This is a genomic window from Streptomyces sp. NPDC086519 (assembly GCF_040686075.1).
Taxonomy (GTDB): Bacteria; Actinomycetota; Actinomycetes; order Streptomycetales; family Streptomycetaceae; genus Streptomyces; species Streptomyces shenzhenensis.
The window spans coordinates 24,706-43,134 of the sequence record NZ_JBFBJL010000041.1 but is presented as its reverse complement, the minus strand read 5'-3'; the positions used below and the strand labels follow the sequence as shown (position 1 = coordinate 43,134).

The 18,429-nt window shown below is 72.5% G+C and carries 18 protein-coding genes and 2 pseudogenes; 12 read left to right on the top strand and 8 right to left on the bottom strand.

Annotation, left to right across the window (positions count from 1 at the left end; genetic code table 11):
- Window positions 1-69 precede the first annotated feature (69 nt).
- From AB0P24_RS31640 to AB0P24_RS31625, 4 genes and pseudogenes are all read left to right on the top strand, one after another.
- A complete protein-coding gene (locus AB0P24_RS31640; protein WP_365800010.1) occupies window positions 70-267 on the top strand; it encodes a hypothetical protein in 198 nt (65 codons plus the stop codon).
- A 492-nt stretch (window positions 268-759) separates the two neighbouring features.
- Complete coding sequence (locus tag AB0P24_RS31635) at window positions 760-1,314, top strand: hypothetical protein (protein ID WP_365800008.1); 555 nt, start codon at window positions 760-762, stop codon at window positions 1,312-1,314.
- Between the two features lie 371 nt (window positions 1,315-1,685).
- Window positions 1,686-1,865 (top strand): annotated as a pseudogene (locus AB0P24_RS31630) (DUF4291 domain-containing protein); the annotation flags it as partial.
- A gap of 36 nt (window positions 1,866-1,901) precedes the next feature.
- A complete protein-coding gene (locus AB0P24_RS31625; protein ID WP_365800006.1) occupies window positions 1,902-2,642 on the top strand; it encodes an SDR family oxidoreductase in 741 nt (246 codons plus the stop codon).
- A 12-nt stretch (window positions 2,643-2,654) separates the two neighbouring features.
- Here the strand turns inward: AB0P24_RS31625 and AB0P24_RS31620 are convergent, their stop codons facing one another.
- Window positions 2,655-2,834, bottom strand: a complete 180-nt coding sequence (locus tag AB0P24_RS31620) for a hypothetical protein (protein ID WP_365800004.1) — start codon at window positions 2,832-2,834, stop codon at window positions 2,655-2,657.
- Between the two features lie 282 nt (window positions 2,835-3,116).
- Window positions 3,117-3,941: a helix-turn-helix transcriptional regulator gene (locus tag AB0P24_RS31615; protein WP_365800002.1), complete on the bottom strand. Its 825-nt coding sequence runs from the start codon at window positions 3,939-3,941 to the stop codon at window positions 3,117-3,119.
- A gap of 133 nt (window positions 3,942-4,074) precedes the next feature.
- Between AB0P24_RS31615 and AB0P24_RS31610 the strand changes: the two genes are divergently transcribed.
- Both AB0P24_RS31610 and AB0P24_RS31605 read left to right on the top strand, forming a co-directional pair.
- Window positions 4,075-4,782, top strand: a complete 708-nt coding sequence (locus tag AB0P24_RS31610; protein ID WP_365800000.1) for an alpha/beta fold hydrolase — start codon at window positions 4,075-4,077, stop codon at window positions 4,780-4,782.
- A 134-nt stretch (window positions 4,783-4,916) separates the two neighbouring features.
- The gene (locus tag AB0P24_RS31605; RefSeq protein WP_365800081.1) at window positions 4,917-5,300 is read left to right on the top strand and encodes a DUF4440 domain-containing protein; all 384 of its coding nucleotides are present in this window, start codon (window positions 4,917-4,919) and stop codon (window positions 5,298-5,300) included.
- Window positions 5,301-5,596: 296 nt separating this feature from the next.
- On the opposite strand, the gene AB0P24_RS31600 is transcribed toward AB0P24_RS31605, so the two are convergent.
- Entirely contained in the window at window positions 5,597-6,472 is an 876-nt protein-coding gene (locus AB0P24_RS31600; RefSeq protein WP_365799998.1) for an undecaprenyl-diphosphate phosphatase, read from the bottom strand.
- A 299-nt stretch (window positions 6,473-6,771) separates the two neighbouring features.
- Between AB0P24_RS31600 and AB0P24_RS31595 the strand changes: the two genes are divergently transcribed.
- Together AB0P24_RS31595 and AB0P24_RS31590 are read left to right on the top strand one after the other, a co-directional pair.
- On the top strand, window positions 6,772-7,929 hold the full coding sequence (locus AB0P24_RS31595; protein ID WP_365799996.1) for a Gfo/Idh/MocA family oxidoreductase: 1,158 nt from the start codon (window positions 6,772-6,774) through the stop codon (window positions 7,927-7,929).
- On the top strand, window positions 7,926-8,855 hold the full coding sequence (locus tag AB0P24_RS31590; protein ID WP_365799994.1) for a PmoA family protein: 930 nt from the start codon (window positions 7,926-7,928) through the stop codon (window positions 8,853-8,855). Before AB0P24_RS31595 ends, AB0P24_RS31590 begins: the two co-directional genes overlap by 4 nt.
- Window positions 8,856-8,888: 33 nt before the next feature.
- On the opposite strand, the gene AB0P24_RS31585 is transcribed toward AB0P24_RS31590, so the two are convergent.
- Window positions 8,889-9,359 carry a helix-turn-helix domain-containing protein gene (locus tag AB0P24_RS31585; protein ID WP_365799992.1) on the bottom strand — a complete coding sequence of 157 codons (471 nt, stop codon included), beginning with the start codon at window positions 9,357-9,359 and terminating at the stop codon, window positions 8,889-8,891.
- A gap of 103 nt (window positions 9,360-9,462) precedes the next feature.
- On the opposite strand from AB0P24_RS31585, the gene AB0P24_RS31580 reads away from it, so the two are divergent.
- Window positions 9,463-10,635 (top strand): thiolase family protein, encoded by a 1,173-nt coding sequence (locus AB0P24_RS31580; protein ID WP_365799990.1) that lies wholly within the window; start codon window positions 9,463-9,465, stop codon window positions 10,633-10,635.
- 84 nt (window positions 10,636-10,719) lie between these two features.
- On the opposite strand, the gene AB0P24_RS31575 is transcribed toward AB0P24_RS31580, so the two are convergent.
- Entirely contained in the window at window positions 10,720-11,484 is a 765-nt protein-coding gene (locus tag AB0P24_RS31575) for a VTT domain-containing protein (RefSeq protein ID WP_365799988.1), read from the bottom strand.
- Between the two features lie 315 nt (window positions 11,485-11,799).
- Here AB0P24_RS31575 and tuf point away from each other — a divergent pair, with 315 nt between their 5' ends.
- Window positions 11,800-12,969, top strand: coding sequence for an elongation factor Tu (tuf, locus tag AB0P24_RS31570; protein ID WP_365799986.1), 1,170 nt, complete (start codon window positions 11,800-11,802; stop codon window positions 12,967-12,969).
- Window positions 12,970-13,159: 190 nt separating this feature from the next.
- Window positions 13,160-14,005 (top strand): fused MFS/spermidine synthase, encoded by an 846-nt coding sequence (locus tag AB0P24_RS31565; protein WP_365799984.1) that lies wholly within the window; start codon window positions 13,160-13,162, stop codon window positions 14,003-14,005.
- Here AB0P24_RS31565 and AB0P24_RS31560 read toward each other — a convergent pair.
- Together AB0P24_RS31560 and AB0P24_RS31555 are read right to left on the bottom strand one after the other, a co-directional pair.
- Window positions 13,967-15,238: an MFS transporter gene (locus AB0P24_RS31560; RefSeq protein ID WP_365800079.1), complete on the bottom strand. Its 1,272-nt coding sequence runs from the start codon at window positions 15,236-15,238 to the stop codon at window positions 13,967-13,969. The genes AB0P24_RS31565 and AB0P24_RS31560 overlap by 39 nt on opposite strands.
- Window positions 15,239-15,418: 180 nt before the next feature.
- Window positions 15,419-16,435: pseudogene (locus AB0P24_RS31555) on the bottom strand (hypothetical protein).
- Between the two features lie 288 nt (window positions 16,436-16,723).
- Between AB0P24_RS31555 and AB0P24_RS31550 the strand changes: the two are divergent.
- Window positions 16,724-17,161, top strand: a complete 438-nt coding sequence (locus AB0P24_RS31550; RefSeq protein WP_365800077.1) for a DUF4442 domain-containing protein — start codon at window positions 16,724-16,726, stop codon at window positions 17,159-17,161.
- Between the two features lie 129 nt (window positions 17,162-17,290).
- Here AB0P24_RS31550 and galU read toward each other — a convergent pair whose 3' ends face one another.
- Window positions 17,291-18,241: a UTP--glucose-1-phosphate uridylyltransferase GalU gene (gene galU, locus AB0P24_RS31545; protein ID WP_365799982.1), complete on the bottom strand. Its 951-nt coding sequence runs from the start codon at window positions 18,239-18,241 to the stop codon at window positions 17,291-17,293.
- Between the last annotated feature and the right edge of the window lie 188 nt (window positions 18,242-18,429).

Sequence of the window (18,429 nt, the reverse complement as noted above, 5' to 3'; positions counted from 1 at the left end):
GGCGCGCCGGTTCCTGCCTGCACTGCCCGTCACACCCCGCTGCTGCCCGGCGCGGACCAGGCAGCATCCATGCACATCGACGACACCATCCGCCGCACCCACGGCTACGCCAAACAGGGCGCCGGCTACGGATACGGCAAGGTCAAGGGCCTGAATGCACTGCTCGGCGTCGTCTCCACACCCCCTGTCCGCCCCGGTGATCGCCGCCACCAGGCTGCGGAAGGGACCCTCGAACTCCGCGCGCGGGGCGGCAGCGTTCGTCGCTGAGACCATCCGCACCGCACGCGCTGCGGCGCCAGCGGCCTGCCGGTGCTGCGGGCGGACTCCGCGTTCTACGGCGCCGACGTCATCAACGCCTGCCGGGCCCTGGGTGCCCGCTCCTACCCCGTTGGCGACGAGCTCCTCGCCCACCTGCGTGGATGACGGGCTGCCCCACCCGACAGCAGGCTCCGGCCCATGGGTCCGGCTGTTAGGCCGGATGCCGTCTTCGGGGTGCGTGCCGGGGCGGCCCGCCACAAGATCCTGATCATGCGGACATCAGCTCAGATACGGCCCTGTTCTCCTCCGGCGCGGCACGGCGGTGCGCGTCATGTCATACCCGCGGCTCTTGCCTGCGGTGTGCTGCTGGCCGGCACCGCGGCGTGCGGCGGGGCCGACGGGTACAGGAGTCATGTCGGTGCCCCGGGTGTCAACAACCCGGTCGCGCCGGGCTCCCTCGGCCCGGAAACGGGCCCGCGCCTTCCGGGCGTCGGAAGCCGCATGGGCAAGCGCGTACCGGCCGACGCCCGCCAGGCCGTGGTCGTCTACGGCGACGACACGGACTCCGCCGAGAGCACCGTCGTGCTCTACGAGAAACAGGGCACTGCCTGGAAACGCAACGGCAGCTGGCCCGCGCACAACGGCAGACTGGGCTGGACGACCGACCATCGCATGGACGACGAGCGCAGTCCCGTCGGCGTGTTCTCCCTGACGGATGCCGGAGGGTCGCTCAAGGATCCGGGCAGCCGCCTGCGCTACTGGTACGACGACAATGCCTTCGCCTCCATGATCGAGAACGGCGACGACCACGTCCACGACTTCGACTACGTCATCGCCATCGACTACAACCGGCTCAAGGATGTCCCGCCGTTCGACTGGAGCCGTCCCGACGGAGTGGAGAAGGGCGGCGGCATATGGCTGCACCTGGACCACGGCGACGGCACGTCCGCCTGTGTCACCGTTCCGGCGTCCGGCATGAAGACCCTGCTGCGCACTCTCGATCCACGCCTTCACCCGGTCGTGGTGATGGGGGACCGGATGCGACTGAGTACCTGACCACCGGCCCGTGCCCCGGTCCCCGGTCCGGCTCGATGGGCTGACCAGGCGGGCCCGGCACTTCGTCCTCGCTCACGGCGTCCGGGGCGACGTACCGAGGGTGAGCCGGCACCGGGCGCAGTGGCTGACTGCCGGAATCCCCTCCGCGGAGATCGAGCGGGCAACGGCGTATCAGGAGGGTTGGGGCGGTCTCGTCCTTCCTCCCGCTCCGCACTACGACGGTGGACCCAAGTACCTCGATACCGACGTCCCGGAAGGTTCAACGGCGGACGGCTGGTGGTTCGAGGCGGGGATTCAGCGGACGGCTGTGCCCTACTCGTTCATGATCGGACCCATGGGCGAGTTCGGCATCCATGCCGGTCGCTGGACTGGGTGAGGCGGCCGCCCGGTACGCCGACGAGTGGATCGTCGGCAACGCGGACGTGACCCCGCTCGCGGTCCGGGTCCATGAGCTGGTGCGGGCCGGCGAACTCGAAGAGGCGGCCGGCTTGTTGTCCGAGGAGCGGCCGTGTCCCGTGGTGGACGGGATGCTCGCGCAGCTGCGGTCGTAAGATCGCCGTCTGGTCGGTCCGAGGAGGTCGTTGGCAATGGCACGTCCCGTCACGGTGGTCACCGGAGGCAGCCGGGGGATCGGCGCCGAGACCTGCCTGCGGCTCGCGGGCGACGGGCACGATGTGGTGATCGGTTACGTCCGGGACGCCGACGCCGCCGAGGCGGTCGCGGAGGGGGTGCGCAAGGCCGGGGCGCGGTGTGTCGTCGTTCGGGTGGACACGGCTGTGGAGGCCGATGTGGAGCGGCTGTTCGACACCGCGGAGCGGGAACTGGGCGCCGTCACCGGTCTGGTGAACAACGCCGCCGTGACCGGGCCGTTCGGGCGGCTGGCGGACGCGGAGGCCGCGGATCTCCGCCGGGTCGTGGAGGTCAACCTGCTGGGCGCGCTGCTGTGTTCACGCCGGGCGGCCCGGCTGATGGGACCGCGTGGGAACGGCGCCATCGTGAACGTGTCCTCGGCGGCGGCCACCCTCGGCAGCCCCGGCGAATACGTCCACTACGCGGCGACCAAGGCGGCCGTCGACGCCCTCACCGTGGGCCTCGCCAAGGAACTCGGCCCGGACGGCGTGCGGGTCAACGCGGTGGCTCCCGGTGTGATCGAGACGGAGATCCACGCGGCGATGGGCGACCCGGGCCGGGCCGAACGGGTGGGAGCCACCACGCCATTGGGCCGCGCCGGCCGGCCCGAGGAGATCGCGGCCGCGATCTCCTGGCTGCTGTCGCCCGAGGCCTCCTACACGACCGGCGCGGTGCTGCGGGTCTCCGGCGGCCGCTGAACCCCGAGCCGGTCAGGCCGCCTCGATGATCTGTTCGCGGATGGCCTCGGCCCACTCGACCACCAGCAGTTCGTACTCCGTCCGGTCCTCGGCCGACAGCGTTCCGCCCGCGCGCAGCCACAGCGCCCGGATGCGCTCGTTGACCTCGGCAGCAGACCGCACGGAACCAGGGGTTCGGGAATCGGGGGACATACCAAACAGCCTAGGGGCAAGAACTGACCGTGCGCTACCGGGCCACTACGCAGACCGTATGTGGTTGGTCACGGGCGACACGGCGGACGGACGGCCACGCCTTGGCATTTGCCAGGTCGACGTGCCCGGCATCGATCAGGCCATGCGGCCGATACGGGCCTTCGTCCTCGCCGCAGCCGGTGCGACGACGTCAACTCCGCGGCAAACGACGGAAGTCGGGAGTTGGCCGAGATGCGGCGCCCAGCCTTCCTCGGCCCTTCCCCGGCCCTTTCTCGGCCTTTCTCAGCCCGTCGGCAGCGCCGCGGCGAGCAGCGCGAGCTTCTCCGCGTCGGCGCTGCCCGGGTCCGGGTGGTAGACGACGAGTGTCTGTCCCACCGTGCCGCTGACGTCCAGCCGTTCCCGGTTCAGCCGCAGGCGGCCGACCTGGGGGTGGTCGATGACCTTGGCCACGCCGTCACAGGACGCCACGTCGTGACGGGCCCAGAGGCGGCTGAAGTGCGGGCTGGCGAGGCAGAGTTCACCGACCAGGTCGATGACGCGGGGGTCGTCCGTGTCGGTCCCGACGGAGCGGCGGAAGCCGGCGACCATGCCGGCGCCGGCCTCCTCCCAGCCGGGGTGGAGGGCCTGTTCGGCGGGGTCGAGGAAGGTGTCGCGCAGCCGGTTGCCGCCGACCGTGAAGCGTGGTGACAGCGCGGTCGCCAGGGCGTTCACGGCGAGGACGTCGAGGTAGCGGCCCTCGACCAGCGCGGGCAGCGGGAGGGTGGCGACGAGCTGGGCCACGCCCGGCGGGACGGTCTCCCTGCGGGCGCGGCGCCGACGCCGCCGGGGCCGGTCGGCGCCGAGGCGCAGCAGGTACGCCGTCGCGTCCTCGTCGAGCCGCAGTACCCGGGCGAGGGACTCCAGGACCTGGACGGAGGGGTTGCGGTCGCGGCCCTGTTCCAGGCGCAGGTAGTAGTCGGCGCTGATGCCGGCCAGCATCGCGACCTCCTCCCGGCGCAGTCCCGGCACCCGCCGTACCCCCAGCACGGGAATGCCGACCTGCTCCGGGGTGACCAGCTCGCGGCGGGCGCGCACGTACGCGCCGAGCAGGTTCGGTTCGTCGGCCATCACGCCACCGTAACGCGGCCGCCGCGCCGCTGCCTGGTCCTGTCACTCCCAGGATCACCGGGGCTCTGCCCCGGCCGGCGGCGGCCCGCGAGCGTGGTCGCTGACGGCGACGAGCAACCGAGGGAGCGCGATCATGTCGACGTATCTGCTGGTACACGGTGCCTGGCACAGCGGGGAGTGCTGGGAGCGGGTGGTCCCCTTGCTGACGGCGGCCGGGCACCGGGTGCACGCGCCCGATCTGACCGGGCACGGCAGGAAGGCCCGGCTGCTCGGCCCGGAGGTCGGCCTCGACACCCATGTGGCCGACGTCGTCGGGCTGATCAGGGACGAGGACCTCACCGACGTCGTCCTCGTCGGGCACAGCTACGCGGGGCTGGTCGTCTCGTCCGTCGCCAACGAGGTCCCCGACCGGGTGGGGCACTTGGTCTACCTCGACGCGATGGTTCCGGAGCACGGCGAGACGGCGGCGGACATCCAGCCCGTGACCCGGGCCCTGATCGAGAGGGCCCTCGCGTCCGACGACGGCTGGCGGGTTCCGCCGCTGCCCGAACTGCCGCCGCCGTACGGGCTGTTCGGGGTGACCGAGGCGGCGGACGTGGCGTGGCTGCGCACCATGCTGTCCGACCAGGCGGTGCGCAGCTTCCAGCAGCCGGTGCGGCTGGACGATCCGGCCGTCCGCGCGATCCCGCGGACCCACATCCACTGTGTGGCGAACGTCCCGGAGGGCGTCGTCCGCCGTCCGGTCCCCGCCCACCAGCCGGTGTGGGAACTGCCCACCGGCCACGACTGCATGATCACCATGCCGGCGGAACTCGCCGAGCTCCTGCTGAAGGCGGTCTGAACCCGCCCGGGACAGCGGGATATTCGCTGGGCCCGGCGACGCCGCGTCCGTAGGGTCGGCGCATGACGGACGAGAACCAGGCCGACAACCATGCCGAGAACCAGGCCGACGACCAAGCCGAGAATGAGCGGGCGGTGCAGGCGGCCGTCGACGCGGAGCTGCGGCTTCTCGATCCCGAGGTGCGTGCCTCCCCGGCCCTCGTCCTGGAGCTGCTCGACCCGGAGTTCACCGAGGTCGGCGCGTCCGGCCGGCGCTGGGACGCGGCATCGATCCTGACGGTGACCAGCGGCGGATCGGTGTCCCCGGAGTCGCCGGTCGAGGTGAGCGAGATGTCCGGGACCGTACTGGCCCCGGGCATCGTCCACCTGACGTACTTCGCCGACAACCAGGGGCGCCGGGCCTGGCGCAGCTCCCTGTGGCGGCTCACGCAGACGGGCTGGCGCGTGTACTACCACCAGGGGACACCGGCCGCCGCCGGGGAGGGCCAGGCCCTGTCGTTCGGATCAGGCCGGCGGTGAGGGGCTTCGCTTTTCGACCGACGCGGGCGGGGCGACGGGGGTGCCCCCGGCGCGCTTGTTCGAGCGTGGGGAGCGTGCGGCTGCGCGGCGGAGGAGGCGTGGCCGATCAGCCTCCCCACCCTCGAATGCGCTCGCGCGGAGGCACCCCCATCGCGGCGGGCGACGAGGCGGGGGCACCTCCCGGCCGGAGGCCGGGGGACGTCGGCGAGTGACGACAACGCCGCTGGGGCTCCCCTCGCTGGGGGAGCGCGTGCCGAGCCCGCGACGCCGGGATGATCCGAACGACAGGGGCCCGGCTAGCTCGCCGACTCCGCCGCGTGCGGGCTCAGGACGTCCGCGGAGACCAGGGCGATGATGACGACGCCGAGGGCGACGCGGTACCAGACGAACGGCATGAAGCTCTTGTTGGAGATCCACTTCATGAACCACGCGATCACCGCATAGCCGGACGCGAACGCGATCACCGTCGCGAACAGCGTCGGGCCCCAGGCCACCTGGCCCTCGCTCACCGAGTCCTTGACCTCGAAGGCGCCGGAGGCCAGCACGGCCGGGACGGCGAGCAGGAAGGAGTAGCGGGCCGCGGCCTCGCGCTTGTAGCCCATGAACAGGCCGCCGCTGATGGTGGCGCCGGAGCGGGAGACGCCGGGGATCAGGGCGCAGGCCTGGCAGAGGCCGTAGATCAGGCCGTCCTTGACCCCGAGGTTCTCCAGCGTCTTGCGCTGCTTGGGCGCCCGGTGCCGGCCGCCCGTCTCGTCGCGGGCGGCGAGCCGGTCGGCGATGCCGATGACGACGCCCACGACGATGAGCATGGTCGCGGTGATGCGGAGGTCGCGGAACGGGCCCTCGATCTGGTCCTTCAACGTCACGCCCAGCAGGCCGATCGGGATCGAGCCGACGATCACCAGCCAGCCCGTCTGGGCGTCGTGGTCCCGCCGCCTCGCCTTGTCGAACAGCGACCGGAACCAGGCCGAGACGATCCGCCCGATGTCCTTGCGGAAGTAGATCAGCACCGCGGTCTCCGTGCCGATCTGGGTGATCGCGGTGAAGGCGGCACCCGGGTCCTTCCAGCCGGAGAAGGCCGCGGTCAGCCGCAGATGCGCGCTGGAGGAGACGGGCAGGAACTCGGTCAGCCCCTGGACGAGGCCGAGGACCAGCGATTCAAACCAAGACATGAAGGTACGGCGTCCCAGGGGTGAGGAAGGGGCTGGAAGGTCCGCGCGGCCACGCGTGATCACGTGGGCGCACGTGATCATGCGCGTGCAGGCGCAGGGTATCGGGCCGGTGTGACCGCGCGGACACAGGGGTTCGGCAGGCGGACGGGCGGCCCGGGGTGTTGACCGGTCAAGGTGCCGCCGCTTACGTTTCAGCAGGAGAAAGCGCTTGCTCCCGCACATCGGGGTGCGTGTGCGGCGCACTCCGGGCGGGAGTTCGCCCATCGCCGGTACACGCCCGAGGAGTGCTGATCACGTCCATGCCCCGCTCGTCCCGCTCCGCAGCCCCCTTCACCGGCCGGCGCATCCGGGCCGCCGTCGTCGGCGCCGGCGCCATCGGGCGCGGCTCGCATCTGCCCGCCCTCGCCCAGCTGGCCGCGGAGGGCGAGACCGAGGTCGTCGCCGCCGTCGACATCGATGCCACCGCGGTCGAGGCGATGTGCGCCGAGGCCGGCATCCCGCACGCCTACACCGACCTGGACCGGATGCTCGCCGAACAGCGGCCCGACCTGGTCACCATCGGCACCCCGCCGACCCTGCACCGGGACCAGACGCTGGCCGCGCTGCGGGCCGGGGCCTGGGTGTGGTGCGAGAAGCCGCCCGTGCCGAGTCTCGCCGACTTCGACGCGATCGAGGCGGAGGAGGGCACGGACGGCGGGCCGTACGCCTCGATCGTCTTCCAGCACCGGTTCGGTTCCGCGGCCACCCATGTACGGCGGCTGCTGGCCGCGGGGGCGCTGGGGCGCCCGCTGGTCGCCCACTGCCAGACCACCTGGTACCGCGACACCGCTTACTACGCGGTGCCCTGGCGGGGCCGCTGGGCGACCGAGGGCGGCGGCCCGGCGATGGGGCACGGCATCCACCAGATGGATCTGCTCCTCGACCTGCTGGGGCCGTGGAGCGAGGTGCGGGCGATGGCCGGCCGGCTGGTGCACGACGTGGAGACCGAGGACGTCTCCACCGCCCTGGTCCGGTTCGCGAACGGCGCCCTGGCCACCGTCGTGAACAGTGTGCTCAGCCCCGACGAGGTCAGCCGCATCCGCATCGACTGCGAGCGCGCGACGGTCGAGCTGACCCACCTCTACGGTCACGCCAACGAGAACTGGCGCATCACCCCGGCGCCCGGCGTCCCCGCCGAACAGGCGGCCTCCTGGCAGGACTTCGGCCCGGACGTGCCCAGCTCGCACCTGGCGCAGCTGCGCGAGCTGGTCGCCGCCATGCGGGCGGGGGAGCGGCCGCGCAGCAGCGGCGCGGACGGGCGCACCAGCCTGGAGCTGATCACCGCGCTGTACAAGGCGGCGTTCACCGACACGACCGTCCACGCGGGCGAGATCGGTCCGGGTGATCCCTATTACACGGCCCTGCACGGGGGAGCCCCGGGCTGGGCGCCGGCCGAGCGCGAGGAGGCGTCCGCGTGAGCGGCGAGCTGCGGATCACGCACACCCACGGCGACCGCGTCACCGTGACCGAGCCGGTCACCGGGGTGCAGCTCTTCTCGTACGTCTACCGGCCCGAGGCGGCCTGGGAGGCGCCGCGGCCGTACCTCCACCCGGTCCGCACCCTCGCCGGGGACGTCGTCACCGACTACCGGCCCAACGACCACCGCTGGCACAAGGGCCTCTCCCTGACCGCATCGCATCTGTCGGGTGCGAACCTGTGGGGCGGCAACTCCTATGTCCACGGCCAGGGTTACGTGGCCATCCCGGAACGCGTCGGCTCGATGCGGCACGCCGGCTTCGACGAACTGTCGTCGGCCGACGGCCGCCTGGTCCTCGCGGAGCGGCTGACCTGGCATCCGTACGACGGGACGCTGTGGGCGGAGGAGCGGCGCCGCATCGAGGTGCGGGACGTGGATCCCGAGGCGGGTTGCTGGGCGCTCACCTGGACCAGCGCGATCACCAACCGCCGTGCCGAACCTCTGCTGTTCGGCAGCCCGACCACGGCCGGGCGCGAACAGGCGGGCTACACCGGCCTGTTCTGGCGCGGCCCGCGCGCCTTCCGGGACGGCCGGATCATCGGTCCTCAGGCGGAGGGCCCGGAGCTGATGGGCTCCCAGTCGTCCTGGCTGGCCCTGTCCGGCGAGCACGACGGCGCCGACGGCCATGCCACCGTCGTTTTCGAACACGCCCCGGAGAACGACCACTCGGGCACCCGCGGCGGCCACCCCGCGCACTGGTTCGTGCGCAACGACCCGTTCGCCGGCATCGCTCCCTCCTGGGCCTTCCACGACGAACTGGGACTGGCCCCCGGTGACACCCTCCGGCGCCGCTACCGGGTCGTCGTCGCCGACGGCGGCTGGGAGCGTGCGGACATCGCCGAGTACCTGGCGGCGCATCCCTGGTGAGCGCCGGGGAGGCCGTGTCCAGGAGCGGGCCGCTCAGGCGGCTTCGGGTCCGCTGACGGTCCAGCCCGGTGCCTGCGGGTGGGCCGTCAGGTCCTCGTGCCGCACCGGGTCGCCGCAGGCCGCGCAGGTGACGACCGGGGCGAGCGGCTTCCCGCAGCTGTGCTCGATCACCATGGGACGGTCGCCGTCCGGGTGGAGGTGCCGGTCGCCCCAGGCCATCAGGGTCATCAGGACCGGCTCCAGTTCGAGGCCCGCCCGGGTGGCCCGGTACTCGAAGCGCTGCGGCCGCTCGCTGTAGACGCGCTTGGTGAGGATCCCGGCGTCGACGAGACGGCGCAGCCGGGTGGCCAGGATGTCGCGTGGGGCGCCGATGTTGCGGGCCAGCTGGTCGAAGCGGCCGTTGCCCAGGCACACCTCCCGCAGGACCAGCAGGGAGTACTTCTCGCCGACCAGTGCCAGGGCGTCGGCGATCGAACACGGTCGGGGGTGCTTGGGGGCGGCCATGGGCTCAGTCTAGTGGAGGGTTGGATTTTCCAACTCTCGGAGTTATGGTGAGTTCGGATTTCCTACTCACCGGTAATCAAGACTGGCAATCGAGGTCCCCGTGATGCGTGACGCAGTCATCGTCGAAGCCGTACGCACCCCCGTCGGGAAGGGCAAGCCGAACGGGTCCCTGGCGCACGTCCACCCCGTCGAACTCCTCGCCCACACCCTGCGCGCCCTCGTCGAGCGCTCCGGCGTCGACCCGGCCCTCATCGACGACGTGATCGGCGGCACCGTCGACCAGGTCGGCGAGCAGGCCATGAACACCACCCGGTACGCCGTCCTGTCCGCCGGCTTCCCCGAGACGGTCCCGGCGACCACGGTGGACCGGCAGTGCGGCTCCTCCCAGCAGGCCGTGCACTTCGCCGCGCAGGGCGTCATGTCCGGTGCCTACGACATCGTCGTGGCCTGCGGTGTCGAGTCGATGAGCCGGGTGCCGATGTGGTCCAACGTGCCGGCCGGCAAGGACCCCTTCGGCCCCGGAGTCGCCGCGCGCTACCCGGAGGGCCTGGTCCCGCAGGGCATCAGCGCCGAGCTCATCGCGGCGAAGTGGTCGCTCTCGCGGGCCGAGATGGACGCCTTCGCGGTCTCCTCGCACCAGAAGGCGGCGGCCGCGTGGGCGGCGGGACTCTTCGACACGCAGGTCGCGCCGCTGGAGGGCGTCGCCCGTGACGAGTCGGTACGGCCCGGCACCACCGCCGAGATCCTCGCCGGGCTCAAGCCCGCCTACTACGACCCCGGGTTCGCCGAACGGTTCCCGCAGATCGAGTGGAACGTCACCGCGGGCAACGCGAGCCCGGTCAACGACGGCGCGTCCGCGGTGCTGATCACCTCCGGTGAGACCGCGGCGAGGCTCGGGCTGCGGCCACTGGCCCGCGTGCACGAGGTTGCCGTCACCGGCTCCGACCCGTTGCTCATGCTGACCGGCGTGATCCCGGCGACGGAGAAGGTGCTGCGGCGGGCCGGGCTCGGCATCGGGGACATCGACCTGTTCGAGGTGAACGAGGCGTTCTCCAGCGTGGTGCTGGCCTGGCGGCAGGAGACCGGGGCGGATCTCGCCAAGGTGAACGTGAACGGTGGGGCCATCGCGCTGGGGCATCCGCTGGGGGCGAGCGGGACCCGGCTGACGACGACGCTGGTGCACGCGATGCGGGAACGCGGCGCTCGCTTCGGCCTTCAGACGATGTGTGAGGCGGGTGGGCTGGCCAACGCCATGGTGCTGGAGGCGGTTCGATAGGGGGCCGTGCGCCTCACGGGGTGCCGCGCCTGTGGTCGTGCGGCCGCGGCACCGTCGTGGTTGAGCGCGCAGTTCCCCGCGCCCCTACGGGGCGCCGCGTAGATGGTGGCGCTTCCGCCAGGCCACCACCGCGCCCGCGACCGCCGGTACGACGATGGCCGCCACCGAGATCAGGAACACCGGGGACGTCGGGGTCGAGGCGCGGGCGCCCGCCACGACGTAGGCGGCGACGTTCGGGACGGAACCGAGGGCCGTCGCCACCAGGAACGGCGTGCAGCGCATGCGGGAGACGGCGGCCGCGTAGTTCGCGGCCCAGAACGGGACGCCGGGGAACAGGCGTACCGCCAGCATCGAGCGGAAGCCGTGCCTGCTGAACTGGTGGTCCGCCGCCTTCAGCAGCCGGCCGCGCAGCAGCGGGCGCAGCGCCTCCTGGCCGAGCAGCCGGCCGAGCACGAAGGAGAGCCACGCCCCGAGCACGGTGCCGGCCATGGCCGCGCCCATGCCCGGCGCCGAGCCGAACAGCGCGCCGGCCGCGAGGTTCAGGAAGGGCCGGGGCACGAACGCCACCGTGATCAGGCCGTACGCCACGGCGAAGATCACCACCGCGGTGGCGCCGGCCATCTGGGGCGGCCAGCCCTGCGTCAGCAGCTTCTGGGGATGGAAGAGCAGGACCGACGCCGCGGCGGCCGCCAGCACGGCGACGAGCAGGGACAGCCGGGACCACGGCGACAGCAGCGCGCGCGTGCAGCGCGCGCCGAAGCCCACCGGAGCGGGGACGGCGATGGTCAGCTCCGTGACAGCGACCCGGGGAGGGGCCGTGGCGGTGCCAGAGCGGTTGGCATCGAGCATTCGGCGACACTAACCGAAGCCGATGTGTGATCGCCGTATGGTCCCCGTCCCTTGGGTGAACCGGCGGTGCGGAAAACCGTTCGACGTGGGGTGATGCGTCGGCCATGATCTGTGTCATGTTCCGGTTCGCCTTCCTCGTCGCAGCATCCGCAGTCGCGGATGCGCCGAAGGCTGCCGTTCCCGTTCTCGCGGCCGCTGTCGACGGCGCCCGAAGCTGACCCTCTCCGGAAAGTCCGGCGGACCCCGCAGGGGGAGGGTCGGCCGGTTCCCCGGGGTCCCCGCGCACTTCCTACGGACACGCTGCGAGGTACAGCCATGCCCAAGACGGCATACGTCCGCACCAAACCGCATCTCAACATCGGCACGATGGGCCACGTCGACCACGGCAAGACCACCCTGACCGCCGCCATCACCAAGGTCCTCGCCGAGCGGGGCACCGGCACGTTCGTGCCGTTCGACCGCATCGACCGGGCCCCCGAGGAGGCCGCCCGCGGCATCACCATCAACATCGCGCACGTCGAGTACGAGACCGACACCCGGCACTACGCCCACGTGGACATGCCGGGCCATGCCGACTACGTCAAGAACATGGTCACCGGGGCCGCGCAGCTGGACGGGGCGATCCTGGTCGTCTCCGCGCTCGACGGGATCATGCCGCAGACCGCCGAACACGTGCTGCTCGCCCGGCAGGTGGGCGTCGACCACGTCGTGGTGGCGCTGAACAAGGCGGACTCGGCCGACGAGGAACTGGTCGAACTCGTCGAACTGGAGGTCCGCGAACTGCTCAGCGCCCACGGCTACGGCGGCGACGCCGTGCCCGTCGTACGGGTCTCCGGGCTCAGGGCGCTGGAAGGGGACCCGCGGTGGACGGCGTCGATCGAGGCGCTGCTCGACGCGGTGGACACCTACGTGCCGATGCCGGAACGGTATCTGGACGCGCCGTTCCTGCTGCCGGTGGAGAACGTGCTCACCATCACCGGGCGCGGGACCGTCGTGACCGGAGCGGTCGAGAGGGGGACCGTGCGGGTCGGGGACCGCGTCGAGGTGCTCGGCGCGGACGTCGAGACGGTCGTCACCGGCCTGGAGACCTTCGGGAAGCCGATGGACGAGGCGCAGGCCGGGGACAACGTGGCGCTGCTGCTGCGGGGCGTGCCCCGGGACGCGGTGCGGCGTGGACACGTGGTGGCGGCGCCGGGAAGCGTGGTGCCGGCGCGGCGGTTCTCGGCGCGGGTGTACGTCCTGTCGGGGCGCGAAGGGGGGCGTACGACGCCGGTCTCGACGGGGTACCGGCCGCAGTTCTACATCCGCACGGCGGATGTGGTCGGGGACGTCGACCTCGGCGAGACGGCGGTCGCCCGGCCCGGGGACACGGTGGAGATGACCGTGGAGCTGGGGCGGGACGTTCCGCTGGAGGCGGGGCTGGGGTTCGCCATCCGTGAGGGCGGCCGGACCGTGGGGGCGGGGACCGTGACCTCCGTGGAGTGAGGTTGCGGTGCGTGGGGGACTGCGGGCCCGTTTGGGCGGGTCGCGCAGTTCCCCGCGCCCCTTCCGGGGCGTTGGCGTGGCCGTCGGCCGTCGGCCGTCGGCTGTCGGCCGACGGCCACGGAGACGGCGTGCGGTGTCGCCGGTCGTCGGACGGGGCGCCGGGCCCCTTCGGCAGGGCGACAATGGTGGTGTGAGTGAATCCATACCCGTCGTCCGGGTCACCGAGCGCGGGACCGCGAAGCTGATGCCCGATGTCGATCGGGAGCGGGCCTGGTTGCTGACTGTTGACGGGGCGCCGCAGTCGTATGTGGATCTCGATGAGCCGACGCATCTGGAGTTCGAGTATGCACGGCGGCTCGGGTATGTGCTGGACGTCGTGGCGGAGCCCGGTGTGCCGCTGGATGTGCTGCATCTCGGTGGGGGCGCCTGCACGCTCGCCCGGTATGTGGCGGCGACCCGGCCCGGGTCCCGGCAGGATGTCGTGGACGCCGACCGGGAACTGCTGGAGCTGGTCACCGAGCATCTGCCGCTGCCGGAGCGGTCCGGGATCGCGGTGCACGCCGCCGATGCGCGCGGCTGGCTGGAAGCGGCGCCCGGGGATTCGGTGGACGTGCTGATCGCGGACGTCTTCGGCGGTTCCCGGATCCCCGCGCATCTGACCTCGCTGGGCTACGCGCGGGAGGCCGAGCGGGTGCTGCGGGCCGACGGGGTCTATCTGGCCAACCTCGCCGACTCCGCCCCCTTCGGCTTCCTGCGCTCTCAACTCGCCACGTTCGCCGCCGTCTTCGAGGAGCTGGCGCTCATCGCCGAGCCGGGCGTGCTGCGCGGGCGGCGGTTCGGGAACGCGGTGCTCGTCGCCTCGCACCGGCCGATCGACGCCGGTGCGCTGGCCCGTCGTACGGCCGCCGACGCCTTCCCGGCGCGGGTCGAACACGGGCCCGCGCTGCGCGAGTTCGTCGGCGCGGCCCGGCCGGTCGGGGACGCGGACGCGGTACCGTCACCCGAGCCCCCCGGCGGAGCGTTCGGGATCGGGTGAGGCGGCCGACGGCTGCGCGGTCACCGGGACCGTGCGGCGGGTGAGGTCGCGGACGTCCCGGACGAGGAGCACCGCGGCCGTGACGGCGACGACCAGGCCCGCGCAGCCCCACAGGGCAGGACCCCGGCCGAAGGCCTGCTCGGCGGGGCCCGCCAGCGCGGTCGCCAGGGGCAGCAGGGAGACCGAGCCGAACCAGTCGTACGCGGAGACCCGGGAGAGCTTCTCCTCCGGGATCTCCTGGTGCAGCGCGGTCATCCAGGAGACGCCGAAGACCTCGACCGTCGTGCCGGCCACGAACATCACCGCGTACAGGGCTCCCACGGGGACGGGGACCGCGAGTGCCGCGGAGGGGAGCGCGAGCGGGAAGACGCAGAGGGTGCCGACGAACAGGAGCCGGCGGGGTTTCCAGCGGGTCATCAGGAGGGCGCCGGCCACCGTGCCCGCGCCGAACGCGGCCAGCGCCAGCCCCCACGGGCCGGGTCCGCCCAGGCTGTCGCGAGCGACCAGCGGGCCGTAGACCGCGTCGGCCGCGCCCACCACCGCGTTCGCGACGGAGAACTGGACGACGATCCCCCACAGCCAGGGGCGCCCCGTGAACTCCCGCCACCCTTCCCGGAGATCGGCCAGCATCCCCTCGCCCGGGGCGCGTGGCGGGATGTGGCTGACGTCGAGGAACGAGCGCAGCGTACCGGCGACCGCGAACGCCGCCGCGTCCACCGCCAGCACCCAGCCGGGTCCCAGCGCCGCCACCAGCGCGCCGCCCAGGGCCGCGCCACCGAGGGAGGCGCCCTGCATCGCCATCCGGAAGACGGCGAACGCGCGGCCCGCCTGTTCGCCGCTCACCGAGGACAGCAGCATGCCCTCCGCCGCCGGGCTGAAGAACGCCTGGCCGGTGCCGCCCAGCGCGGTGAGCAGCATCATCTGCCACAGCCGTGGGTCACCGGTGAGTACGAGGACGGCGAAGGCCCCCTGGGAGAGGAAGTTGAGGGCGTTGGCCGCGACCATCACGCGGTGACGGGGAAAACGGTCCGCCACCGCGCCGCCGACGAGCAGGAACACCACCAGCGGGAGGGTGCGGGCGGCGGCCACCAGGCCGACGTCCCCGGCGTCGCCGCCCGCGTCCAGTACCGCGAACGCGGCGGCGATCAGGGAGCCGCCCGCGCCCAGGCTCGTCACGATCGCCGCCGCGGTCAGCAGGCTGTAGTTGCGGCCTGCCCATGCGGGTCTACGCAGGCGGGCGGGGGCGCGCGGGGCACCGGAGGCGCCCTGGGAGTCGGAACTGCCGGGGGATTCGGGTGAGCCGGAGGGGTCGGAGGGGTCGGAGGAGTCGGAGGCGTAGGTCACCGCCCGACTATCCCGGCCGGGACCCCGCCTTGCCAATCCGATTTGCGGGCATCCGGTCCCTGGCCGCCGTCAGCTCCCGGCCGGGGTGCCGTGCAGCCGCACCGTGCTGAGGATCTTCATGATCGTCGCCGTCGGGACCTCGCCGTTCACCCCCCTGGCGCCGTAGAAGTCCCACGACACCAGGTCGCCCGCCGAGTTCTCGAAGCCGAACGTGATCGCCTTGCCGTCGCCCGCGCACTTGCCCTTCTGCGGGGTGTTCGTCGAACGCGCCCAGGCGTAGGCGCCCTTGAGGCCGGACGCGGTGGTGTACGCGGTGGCCTTCTTGTCGTAGGCGATGCTCTTCTTGTCCGGCTGCGTGTAGCCGCCGTACACCCACCAGGGGACTTCCCGGACGGCCGCGTCGCCCGCGCTCTTCGCGCCGCTCTCGCCCTTGGTGCCCACCGACGCCAGGGCCGTGTCCTCGGTCCTGCCGTCCTTGTCGTCGTCGCTCGTGCATCACTTCGACTTGTACTGGGCGGGCGCCGACATCGTGATGATCGGCTTGCCGTCGGTGTCCTCGAAGCCGACGGAGGTCCCCGAGGTGAGCACCTCCCAGTCGGCCGGCACGTCGAAGGCCGTGCCCCACTTGGGGTTCACGACGGTCTTCCAGCCCGCGATCGTCGGTTTGTCGGTCTGGTCGGCACCGCGCGGATCGTCGTTGGCCGACGCGGACGCCGATGCAGAGGCCGAGGTGGAGACGGCCGGTGAGTGGGTCGCCTGCTGGTTCTTGCCGGTGTCGGCCTTGTCGTCCTTCTTGCCGCCGAGGACCAGGAACCCGGTCACCCCGGCCGCCACCACGACGGCCGCGGCCGCGATGATCGCGACCAGCTTCGTGCGGTCGCCGCCCCCGCCCCCGCCCGGTGGTGTCTGCGGAGCGCCGGCGGGCCCGGGCGGGCCCCACTGCGGCTGCTGCCCGTACCCGCCCTGCTGCGGATACTGCTGGTAGCCGGGCTGCTGGTACGGATTCGGCTGCTGGTAACCCGGTTGCTGATACGGGTTGTTCTGCGGGTACTGCTCGCCCCCTGGCGGCTGCTGTTCTGGCCACATGGCTCGTAACCCTAGTGCCGGCCGGTCCCGGCGGCTCAGCCGGTCGGACGTCGTACGGCCCTGCCGGGGAGAGGATCTCGCGACCTTCCAGCCGCTGACCGTGGGTTTCAGGCCGCGGGAGGCAGCGGGCGCGACCGCCTTCGCAGGGCCGCCGCCACCCCGCGGCGATCGCGGCCGCGGTGGTGGCGCGGGGCGCGGGTACGGCCGGTGGTGACCCGGTTGCCGTGCAACGGCTCTGGTCAGGCACTGATACTCATGAGTAACATGACCGTCATGGGCACTGACCAGATGTCGATCGGCGAGATGCTCGCCGCCACGGTCCCGATGGTGCGGACCCTCAACCTGGAGTACCTGGAGACCACTCCGGAGCGGGCCGTGCTGTGCCTGCCGGACCAGGGCGACTTCCACAACCACATCGGTGGTCCGCACGCGGGCGCGATGTTCACCCTCGCCGAGTCCGCGAGCGGCGCGATCGTGCTCGCCGCCTTCGGCGACCAGCTCTCCCGGGCCGTGCCGCTCGCCGTCAGCGCCGAGATCGTCTACAAGAAGATCGCTCTCGGCCCGGTCAAGGCCACCGCGACCCTGGGCCGTCCGATCGCCGACGTCGTCGCCGAACTCGACGAGGGCAAGCGCCCCGAGTTCCCGGTCACCGTCGCCATCACGCGCGAGGACGGCGCGGTCACCGGCGAGATGAGGGTCGTCTGGACGCTGCGTCCCAACGGCTGACCGGCCTGGCGGACGTCGACCGCAGCGGACACCGCCTGTCAGAGGCCGGACGGCGCACGTCGTCGGCCGACCGGGCGGCGGCGTGGAACGGCGGCCGTCCGGCCGGTGCCGTGGCTCTCCGGGCGCCGCTCAGGCGGCGCGGCTCTCCTCGCGGGCGGCCCCGTCTTCCGGCAGGCCCGCCACGAACTCCTTGAGCCATGCCGTGAACCCGGGCCCGAGATCCGGGCGTTCGCAGGCGAGCCGGACCACCGTGCGCAGGTAGTCGGCCTTGTCCCCGGTGTCGTAGCGCAGTCCGTCGAAGACCACCCCGTGCACCGTGCCGGCCGCGGCCAGGTCCTGGAGCGCGTCGGTCAGCTGGATCTCGCCGCCGCGGCCGGGCGCGGTCTGCTCCAGGACGTCGAACACCCCGGGGTCGAGGACGTAGCGGCCGATGACCGCGTAGTTGCTGGGCGCCTTCTGCGGGGACGGCTTCTCCACCAGGCCGGTCACCCTGACCACACCGTTCTCGCCGGTCGGCTCGACGGCGGCGCAGCCGTAGAGGTGGACCTGCGACGGGTCGACCTCCATCAGCGCGACCACACTGCCCTGGTAGCGGTCGCGGACGTCCAGCATCTGGCTGAGCAGGGTCTCGCGGGCGTCGATCAGGTCGTCGCCGAGGAGCACCGCGAAGGGCTGGTCGCCCACGTGGTGCCTGGCGCACAGCACCGCGTGGCCGAGGCCGAGCGGGTCGCCCTGGCGGATGTGGTGGATGTCGGCGAGCCGCGCGGGATCGCGTACGGCGTCCAGGCGCACGGTGTCGCCCTTGGCGGTCAGCGCCTGCTCCAGTTCGAAGGCGTTGTCGAAGTGGTCCTCGATGGCCCGCTTGTGCCGGCCGGTGACCATGAGGATGTCGTCGAGCCCGGCCTTCGCGGCCTCCTCGACGACGTACTGGATGGCCGGCTTGTCGACGACCGGCAGCATCTCCTTCGGCGTCGCCTTGGTGGCGGGCAGGAACCGGGTGCCGAGCCCGGCGGCCGGCACCACGGCCTTGCGGACCGGTCGGGGGGAGACGGGGACGGGGGAGGAGTGGGGGGTGATCATGCGGCACATCCTGGCCCGCCGGGATGAGAGAGGGCCGGGAGAAGCGTGGGAGGCGGCTGTGGAACTCCGCGTTCCGCCGCGGGGGCCGAGCGACCGCGGCCGTCCGGGTGTTGAAGATTTCGTGTGTCATCGGGTGCCTGGCGCACACAAGTTGAACCTGTGTGACCGCTGAATCCCGGCCGAGTGCG

What these genes read in the sequence shown, in the direction of transcription:
- AB0P24_RS31640 (WP_365800010.1), top strand. Translation starts at nt 70, where the DNA reads ATGCACATCGACGACACCATCCGCCGCACCCACGGCTACGCCAAACAG.
- AB0P24_RS31635 (WP_365800008.1), top strand. Translation starts at nt 760, where the DNA reads ATGGGCAAGCGCGTACCGGCCGACGCCCGCCAGGCCGTGGTCGTCTAC.
- AB0P24_RS31625 (WP_365800006.1), top strand. Translation starts at nt 1,902, where the DNA reads ATGGCACGTCCCGTCACGGTGGTCACCGGAGGCAGCCGGGGGATCGGC.
- AB0P24_RS31620 (WP_365800004.1), bottom strand. Translation starts at nt 2,834, where the DNA reads ATGTCCCCCGATTCCCGAACCCCTGGTTCCGTGCGGTCTGCTGCCGAG.
- AB0P24_RS31615 (WP_365800002.1), bottom strand. Translation starts at nt 3,941, where the DNA reads ATGGCCGACGAACCGAACCTGCTCGGCGCGTACGTGCGCGCCCGCCGC.
- AB0P24_RS31610 (WP_365800000.1), top strand. Translation starts at nt 4,075, where the DNA reads ATGTCGACGTATCTGCTGGTACACGGTGCCTGGCACAGCGGGGAGTGC.
- AB0P24_RS31600 (WP_365799998.1), bottom strand. Translation starts at nt 6,472, where the DNA reads ATGTCTTGGTTTGAATCGCTGGTCCTCGGCCTCGTCCAGGGGCTGACC.
- AB0P24_RS31595 (WP_365799996.1), top strand. Translation starts at nt 6,772, where the DNA reads ATGCCCCGCTCGTCCCGCTCCGCAGCCCCCTTCACCGGCCGGCGCATC.
- AB0P24_RS31585 (WP_365799992.1), bottom strand. Translation starts at nt 9,359, where the DNA reads ATGGCCGCCCCCAAGCACCCCCGACCGTGTTCGATCGCCGACGCCCTG.
- AB0P24_RS31580 (WP_365799990.1), top strand. Translation starts at nt 9,463, where the DNA reads ATGCGTGACGCAGTCATCGTCGAAGCCGTACGCACCCCCGTCGGGAAG.
- AB0P24_RS31575 (WP_365799988.1), bottom strand. Translation starts at nt 11,484, where the DNA reads ATGCTCGATGCCAACCGCTCTGGCACCGCCACGGCCCCTCCCCGGGTC.
- tuf (WP_365799986.1), top strand. Translation starts at nt 11,800, where the DNA reads ATGCCCAAGACGGCATACGTCCGCACCAAACCGCATCTCAACATCGGC.
- AB0P24_RS31550 (WP_365800077.1), top strand. Translation starts at nt 16,724, where the DNA reads ATGTCGATCGGCGAGATGCTCGCCGCCACGGTCCCGATGGTGCGGACC.
- galU (WP_365799982.1), bottom strand. Translation starts at nt 18,241, where the DNA reads ATGATCACCCCCCACTCCTCCCCCGTCCCCGTCTCCCCCCGACCGGTC.